Origin of the sequence: Candidatus Alcyoniella australis (genome assembly GCA_030765605.1) — a bacterium.
Classification (GTDB): domain Bacteria; phylum Lernaellota; class Lernaellaia; order JAVCCG01; family Alcyoniellaceae; genus Alcyoniella; species Alcyoniella australis.
This window is the reverse complement of record JAVCCG010000031.1, coordinates 1-7,833: the sequence shown is the minus strand read 5'-3', so window position 1 is coordinate 7,833 and position 7,833 is coordinate 1. Positions and strand designations below refer to the sequence as shown.

Annotated in this window: 7 protein-coding genes; 5 read left to right on the top strand and 2 right to left on the bottom strand. The window is 60.0% G+C overall.

Going from position 1 to position 7,833, the window contains the following annotated elements; all coding sequences use genetic code 11:
* On the bottom strand, positions 1 to 333 hold a 333-nt coding region (locus P9M14_03630), incomplete at its 3' end, for a hypothetical protein (GenBank protein MDP8254817.1).
* Positions 333 to 545 (bottom strand): hypothetical protein, encoded by a 213-nt coding sequence (locus P9M14_03625; GenBank protein MDP8254816.1) that lies wholly within the window; start codon positions 543 to 545, stop codon positions 333 to 335. The genes P9M14_03625 and P9M14_03630, both read right to left, overlap by 1 nt.
* Positions 546 to 992: 447 nt before the next feature.
* Between P9M14_03625 and P9M14_03620 the strand changes: the two genes are divergently transcribed.
* From P9M14_03620 to P9M14_03600, 5 genes are all read left to right on the top strand, one after another.
* A complete protein-coding gene (locus P9M14_03620; GenBank protein MDP8254815.1) occupies positions 993 to 2,864 on the top strand; it encodes a recombinase family protein in 1,872 nt (623 codons plus the stop codon).
* Positions 2,865 to 2,954: 90 nt separating this feature from the next.
* On the top strand, positions 2,955 to 4,115 hold the full coding sequence (locus P9M14_03615) for an ImmA/IrrE family metallo-endopeptidase (protein MDP8254814.1): 1,161 nt from the start codon (positions 2,955 to 2,957) through the stop codon (positions 4,113 to 4,115).
* Positions 4,116 to 4,196: 81 nt separating this feature from the next.
* Entirely contained in the window at positions 4,197 to 4,625 is a 429-nt protein-coding gene (locus P9M14_03610; GenBank protein ID MDP8254813.1) for a hypothetical protein, read from the top strand.
* Positions 4,626 to 4,724: 99 nt separating this feature from the next.
* Positions 4,725 to 5,330 (top strand): transcriptional repressor LexA, encoded by a 606-nt coding sequence (lexA, locus tag P9M14_03605; GenBank protein MDP8254812.1) that lies wholly within the window; start codon positions 4,725 to 4,727, stop codon positions 5,328 to 5,330.
* A 105-nt stretch (positions 5,331 to 5,435) separates the two neighbouring features.
* On the top strand, positions 5,436 to 7,833 hold a 2,398-nt coding region (locus P9M14_03600; protein ID MDP8254811.1), incomplete at its 3' end, for a DEAD/DEAH box helicase.

The following is a 7,833-nucleotide window of genomic DNA, read 5'->3' as shown; positions in this document are numbered from 1 at the left end:
GCCGTCTGCGGCCGCGCGCTTTGTCCGGTGGGGCTTCGCGCCGGCTTCCTTGTCCTTGCGCCCGACTCCCCAGAACAGATCGACGCGGCGGAACTCTCCGTATCGCAGGCTCTTGCAGGTCACCAGGTCCGCGAACAGCGTCTGGACCCGGCGGCTGCTCTTGCCGCGCGTGCGGATTCTCATCTGCGTGGGCGAGGCTTCGAAGACCTGGTATTTGCGGCCAGGCTTGAGATCGCCCTTGATGGCGTGGGCCTGGAAGTGATCGACCAGGAAGCTCCGCATGGCCTCTGCGCCGATGTAGGCGTTCGGGGATTTCGCCGGCCGCCGGGGCATCAGCGGATCTCTCCGGAACCGGAACCCAGGGTGGGCTCCTGGCGATCAGCGGCGATCGGCTCGTGGCTGCTCTGCTGAGCCGGCCTTTTTCCCAGCGAACGCACCAGGCCCAGGGCCAACAGTCGTACGACATCGGCAGCCCGCTGCTGTACCTGATCCTCGGAGAGTGCTGCGTTGTAAATGCGGACTTGGTTGATTGCTATGGCGCTCATGGAGCGCTTCTCAGTACACAAGTCGTGCCAGGTGTCGGGGGAGCAATGTAAGTACTTGAAACTGAAAAGCTATCTCTTATTTTCAGATAAAAAGCGGTGCCGAAAATAAGAAGCCGTGCAAGTCAGACTGAAATAACCTTTGATATCAATGCGTTAATCCTATTTTCAGGGCCGTTTTCCCCGAAAAGCAATATTCTCTAAGGCCCTTTCCATGTATTCGAAGGGCCTTTTTTTAATTTCTAAGGCCCCTTTTATGATTTCTAAGGCCGTTTTCTTATCGCTAACGAAATGCGGGCAGAGGAAATTGTCAGGCCTCTATAAACATGAATCCTTAATTTCCAACTACTTACAGAAACGCACGGCCGGCCGTGCATGGCACGCTCCTCGCTATAAAGAAAGCCTTGATGATGTGTCCCAACGAGGTATGACCTTCCTCGAGGAGGAGCGATGCTAAGCAATCGTAGATTCGAAACCGGCATGGTCGCCGCGCTCTACACCCGCGTGTCGACCGATATGCAGGTGCAGGCCGACTCGCTCTCCACCCAGGAGAAGGTGCTGCGCGACTACTGCCGCTACCACGAGCTGAAAGTTCACGATCACTACTGCGACGCGGGCTTCTCGGGCAGCCGCACTGAGAACCGGCTCGAGTACCTGCGCATGATGGCCGACGCCAAGGCGGGGAAATTCGGCGTCTTGATCGTCACGAAGCTCGACCGCATCAGCCGCAACCTGGTCGACCTGCTGGGCCTGCTCGGCACTCTGGAGAGGCTGGGTATCGCCTTTGTCTCCACCTCCCAGAATTTCGATACGTCCACGTCCATGGGCCGCCTCACCCTGAACATCCTCGGGTCGTTCGCGCAGTTCGAGCGGGAGATGATCGCCGACCGCGTGCGCGAGCACATGCTCGTGCGCGCCAAGGAGGGCAAGTGGAACGGCGGCATAGTGCCCTATGGGTATCGTGCGGAAGGCGGCAAGCTGCTGCTCTGCGAGAATGAGGCTCAGTGGGCCAAGAAGATCTTCGAGTTCTATCTCGAGCACCGCAGCATCAGCAGCATCACGCACTGCCTCAATGCCCAGGGCTCAAAGCCGCGATACGCCAAGAGCTGGAGCACGACCAGTGTCCGGCGCGTTCTGCGCAACCCGAGCTACTACGGGGCCGCCACGTACAACAAGCGCAGAGGCACGAGCAGTACTTCGATCCCGCGGCCGAAAAAGGAATGGATCGTGGTCGAGGGCGTCCTGCCGGAGATCGTCAGTAAGAGCGATTGGCAGCATGCCCAGAAGATCCTGAACCACGAGGCTGGCCTGCACCCGCGCAACAAGCGCTCAGATTATCTGCTTTCCGGCCTGATCAGATGCGGCCGATGCGGTGGAGCCATGAATGGGTACAACCACTGGAAGCAGCAGCCTGGCGGCGGTAGGTATGCTTACTACCGCTGCAGTTGGCGACAATCCAAGGGGCCGAGTGTCTGCCAGGGCCTCACGGTAAACAGATTCGGTACTGAGCGGGCGGTTGTGGATGCGATTGCTCAATGGGCGGCTGACCCGACTCTGGTCATCGAGAAGGCCCGCGAGCTGATCGCCAGTAAGGAGTACCTCCAGGGGCAGATCGATGAGCAGGCTCAATCGCTGCGGGCCCGCATCAGTGAGATCGAGAAGTCGCTGGAGCGGCTGTTTGACGCATACCAGGATGGGATGCTGGACAAGGAAGAGGCCGCGAGCCGAGCCAGACCGCTCAAGTCAGAGAAGCAGATTCTGGAGACCGAGATAGGCAGGCTGGGGTGTGAAGCCAGCATCGGCGGTGTTCAGAGCGAGGTCGATGTCGAGACCCTGCGGCAGGCCTTTAGTCAGTTCGGCGAGGTGTTCGAGGCGCTGCATATCCAGGAGCAGAAGGAGCTGCTTGCCGGCGTGGTAAAAAAGGTCGTGGCCATGCCCGAGGGCCGAATCGACGTCCATCTACATTGTGATGTCCTGAAGTTGGCTCTGGGCTTGAAAGAGGAGGCCCTGGCCCATGCCGGCGACGGCGACCTCGTGATCGTGCTGAACACGAGCAAGGAAATTCACATGACCAGGGAATTCTCGGAGATGAGCACGTTTGGCGAGCGCGTCCAGTGGCTGCGCACGAAAAACCGGCTCACCAAGAAGGAACTGGCGCGCAACCTGGGCATGAACGAGTGCAGCGTGGCCAACTGGGAGATCCGCGGTAGGGTGCCGCGTGTTCATGCGACTCAGCGGAGAGTGGCTGAGTTCTTCGGAGTGCCGGTGCCCGAGTTATTGGGCGTCGAGCAAGCGCCAAACGACTTAACGGCGAGTTTCTAGACGGCCCTTTTCTATTGACACGCCCTGTCGTTAAGTTATTATAAAAACAAAAAATGAATTTCTGATAGCTATCCTGTAGGGAGGGAACAGATGGCTGACAACATTATTGGCGCAAATCTCTTACGACTAAGGAGGCACAAGAAGCTTAGTCAGGGAGCGCTGGCGGCTAACGCTGGGATCAGCCGACCCAGTTACCGCAAGATCGAGACCGGTGAGTCAGTACCCAAAGCCGAGACCCTGCTGTCGCTGGCGCGGGCGCTCGAGGTTAAGCTGCAGGATCTGGTCGCACCGGTGCGCACCCTATCGGCGGTGCGATTCCGAGCCACGAAGAAGATGACAAGCCGCGAACAAATTCTCGCGGATGTTGCCGTCTGGTTGGAAAACTTCAATCAACTGGAGAAGATCGTCGACGATACCATTCCCTATAAATTTAAGGCCCTGGCTCGCTCGCTGAAGAAGATCCGCCCCGGCTTTGATCAGGCGAAATCTGCAGCGGACAAAGCGCGGCGACTTCTAGAGTTGTCGGAAGACGAACTGATCCGCGACATCTGCGGTCTGCTCGAATCGTGCGGCATCAAGGTCTTTCCCTACCGGCTCACCTCGGACTCTTTCTTCGGGCTTTCCGTAGGTAAGGCGGATGGCGGGCCGGCCATTGTGGTCAACGTCTGGGACCGGATTCCAGTCGAACGGTGGATATTCAGCGCGGCGCATGAGCTTGGACACCTGCTGCTGCATCTGGAAGCCTACGACGTGAGCCAGAACCAGGAGGACGATGCACAGGAAGTGGAGGCCAACATCTTTGCCAGTCACTTCCTGATGCCGCAAGGCGTCTTCGAAAAGGAATGGGGAGAGTCCTATGGCCTTCCATTCATCGACCGCGTCCTGAAGACCAAGCGCATTTTCCGCGTGAGTTATAAAACCGTGCTGGCGCGGCTTGTCGAAAAAGGCGAGGTCGGCAGCGACGTTTGGAGAAACTTCAACGGCGGATATATACGGAGATACGGCCGGTCGTTGCCGCACAATGCCGAACCCGAGGCGCTCGATCCCGCCGGTTTCCGCCGCGAGATGTCGGAATCGCTACAGGCCTACGAACCGGCACACCTGTCCACCGACGATTTTGTCGAGGACCGGCTCAAACGCCTCGTGCGTATCGCCATCGAACAGGAAGACATCTCCCTCAGCCGTGGCGCAGAAATCCTCAACATCGACCTGGAGGCCATGCGCAACCTGACCGCCTCGTGGGTGGACTAAAACCGAATGCGACCCACGCCGCCCACTTTCTTGATTCTCGACGCCAACGTCCTCATCGACTTCTGTAAGTCGGACCGTTCCATGCTGACCCTGATCGCGCGGCACATCGGTCGGGTGGCGGTCGCGCAGCCTGTTCTGGACGAAGTCGAGTCTCTCGGACACGGTGATTTGCTTGAGCTCGGTCTCGACCTCGTCATGCCGGAAACCGAGATGCTCCTCGAGGCGGCTGCCAAACGGGGAGCGCTGTCATTCGAGGATCGGATCTGCCTCTTGCTGGCAAAAGATCGTGGCTGGACCTGCGTCACCAACGATGGTCGCCTGCGACGTGAATGCAAATCGAATTCGATCTTTGTACTCTGGGGTTTGGAGCCGCTCGCCATGTTGGTCGAACGAAAGGTGATTGATTCCAAGGTCGCATTGGAAACGGCGCTGGCCATTCAGCGATCAAATCCCCGGTTCATAACCGAAGAGATCATTCGCCGCTTCAAAGATCGACTAGGGATGCGGTAGCCTCTCCGCTGCTAATTCCCGTTGGCAGGATATACCTCCCACTCCTTGACAGCTAACATCCGTTAGCCTATGCTTGCCCCAAGAAGTAAAGGGGCCACCATGAACAACCTCCCCGCCATGCAGCACAAGATCCTTCAATTCATCGGCCAGTTCATCGAGGACCGCGGCATGCCGCCCACAGTACGTGAGATCGGCGACGAGTTCGGAATCAAGTCGTCCACAGTCCACGCGCACCTCGGGCGGATGGCCAAGAAGGGCCTCCTACGGCGCTCGTCCAACAGAGCCCGCTCGATCGACCTGCTGGTTGATACTGTCTCCCGAGGAACCCTGCGGATTCTGGGCTACGCGCCGGCCGGCACGCCCTGGTACGCCGAGGAGAACATCGAGGGCTACTTCAAGATCGACCCGTCGGACATGCCGGATGGTGAAAAGTTCGCGCTGTACGTCAAAGGCGACAGCATGGTCGAGGACGGCATCAAGGACGGCGACCTGCTCGTCGTGCTGCAAAAGCCCGAAGCCAACAACGGCGACACGGTCATCGCCATGGTCGATGGCGCGGTGACGGTCAAGCGGTTCTACCGCGAGAAGGGCCGCATTAGGCTGCAGCCGGCCAACGCGTCCTTGAAAGCTATGTTCTATGACGAGTCGTCTGGAGACTTCCGCTTGCTCGGCAAGGTGATCGCCGTGCACCGGAAGCTGTATTGATTTTTTTGTAGTTTTTCACGGAACGAGATCCCCTCTTTCCGATGCGCCCCGGGAAGATGCCACTCTCTTCCGCAGCCGTTTTTTGGGCGGCCACGGGAGATACCCATGCATGTCGATCTATTGGAGGCCTATGGCCTTGAGCAGAACGTCCGCGATCTCTGGAAAGCCCAGATCGGCGAGAGGCTGCTACCGGTTCAGGAGAAGGCGGTCAGGCAGTACGGGCTGTTCGACGGACACAACCTGATCGTCTTCGCGCCCACATCCTCGGGCAAGACGTTCATCGGAGAGATGGCCGCGGTCAAGGCAGCGCGGGAGAAGCGCAAGGCGTTCTACCTTGTGCCGCAGAAATCACTGGCCGAGGAGAAATGGACCGAGTTCTCGGGCCGCTACGAAAGCCTGGGCATCAGGGTCGTGATCTCCAACCGCGACCACCGCGAGTTCGACCAGCGGATTGCCACGGGCGACTATGACATCGCGGTCGTGGTCTACGAGAAGATGCAGGGCCTGCTGGTAAACACGCCTTCCCTGCTCAGCAGCGCCGGCCTGATCGTGGTGGACGAGCTGCAGATGATCACAGATGAGTTTCGCGGGCCAGGGCTCGAGGTGCTGCTCACGAGGATCGTGACCTCGGAAGCCAGACCGCAGATCTTGGGATTGTCCGCCGTGCTCGGCAAGACCGACCGGCTAGAGAAATGGCTCAAGGCCCGCGTGCTAATCGAGACCCAGCGGCCGGTCGAACTGCGCAAGGGCATTCTATGCCAGGGCGAGTTCAAGTACCGCGAGCACAACTCCGGCGTCACAGGAACCGAGGAGATGGCGTGGGACGCGGACGCCTCCAAGAACGTCAATCGTCTGCTCATGCTCAACGTCGCGCACCTTGCCCAGAGCGGCGAGCAGTGCCTTGTGTTTCTGCGCGATCGCAATTCCACGGTGATCGGAGCGCGCGCTCTGGCCGACCACGTGGCGCTGCCTGCTGCGGCCGAGGCCATCGAGGAGCTGGGAGAACTGGAAGACACCGGCGCCCGCGAGATCCTGTCAGAGCTGTTTTCACGTGGCGTCGCCTTCCACAACGCCGATCTGACCCCGGCCGAGCGGCGCCTTATCGAGAAGCACTTCCGCGCTGGCTCGATCAAGGCGCTGTTCTCCACGTCCACCCTGGCCATGGGCATGAACCTCCCCGCCAAGAATGTGTTCGTTGACTCCCAGAAGTGGAAGTACTCGTCCAAGTACCGGCGCTGGGTCACCGAGGACATCACGCGCAGCGAGTACGAGAACATGAGCGGCCGCGCGGGGAGGCTGTCGCTCGAGGCGGACTTCGGGCGCTCGATCATGATCAGCACAGGCGAGTACCCAGCCAGAGCGTTGGCCAGGCATTACATCGGAGGCACGTTCGAGGCGATCAAGCCGACGCTGGCCGATGCGCCACTGGAGAGCCACATCGTCAACCTGGTGGCCTCGGGCCTCTGCGCCACGCGGGGCGATCTCTATCGCTTCCTGCTCGGCAGCTTCACCGGCCAGGAGGTCTGGCGGCAGACCCAGACGCTGGACCAGTTCCGCAAGGACGTCGATAAAGCCGTGGACATCTGCATTTCGTGCGCCACGGTGCTGGAACAGGACGGCCAGCTGGTTATCACGGAGTTGGGCCGTACCTGCGCGTCCCAGTGCCTGCACCCCAGAACCGCATATGCGTTCTATCGGTGGGCGCAGTCTGCCAAGGACCGCTTCGCCGCGGAACTCGAGATGCTGGTGATCGCTGCGCGCTGCCATGACGCCGAGGACATCTACGTCTCCATGTCCACCGAGGAGAACCGGCGCGCCGGGTATCGGGAGCAGGTACTGAGCAGGGCCAGCAGCCGTGAGATCGGCCGGTGGCCGGTGTTTCAGGCCATCGCCAGGGACGCACACTGTGTCTACGAGGCAAACAAGCGCTACAAGCTCGCGCTCATGATGGACAACTGGATCGAAGAGATGCCGATCAAGAAGATCGAGCTGAACTACCGGGTCTGGGGCGGCGCGGTGCGGCGGGTCTCCGAAGAGTTTGATTGGCTGATGCACGGCATGGCGCTGGTCTGCGAGATTGCGGGGTGGGGAGAGAAGCAGGTCGAGCAGGTGCATGATCTGTCGCTGAGGCTGTCACAGGGTATCCGGGGCGATGCCGTGGAGCTGGTAGGCATGAAGCTGCGCGGCCTCGGTCGGGCAGCCCTACGCAAGCTGGTCGATGCTGGCATCGTTGGCCAGGACGCGTTGGAGCAGGCGGCCGAGGAGCGGCTCTGCGAAATCCTGGGGCCCAAGACAGGCACCCGGCTATTCGCCCAGGTGCGGGAGCAGGAGTCTGCGCTGGTACCTCAGGAGATCGATGCTGCTCCAATGGATGCTGTACGGCCCGAGGCTACCGACGATCCGATGCCCAGCTTGGTCCTAAACCTCAGGCTGCACTGCGTCACCTACAAGGGCGCGACCTTCGACCTTCGACCTACGCTGCTCAAGCTGCTGGCGCTGTTGG

Coding starts and splice junctions, on each gene's coding strand:
- P9M14_03615 (MDP8254814.1), top strand. CDS start 2,955: ATGGCTGACAACATTATTGGCGCAAATCTCTTACGACTAAGGAGGCAC.
- P9M14_03620 (MDP8254815.1), top strand. CDS start 993: ATGCTAAGCAATCGTAGATTCGAAACCGGCATGGTCGCCGCGCTCTAC.
- P9M14_03610 (MDP8254813.1), top strand. CDS start 4,197: ATGCTGACCCTGATCGCGCGGCACATCGGTCGGGTGGCGGTCGCGCAG.
- P9M14_03625 (MDP8254816.1), bottom strand. CDS start 545: ATGAGCGCCATAGCAATCAACCAAGTCCGCATTTACAACGCAGCACTC.
- lexA (MDP8254812.1), top strand. CDS start 4,725: ATGAACAACCTCCCCGCCATGCAGCACAAGATCCTTCAATTCATCGGC.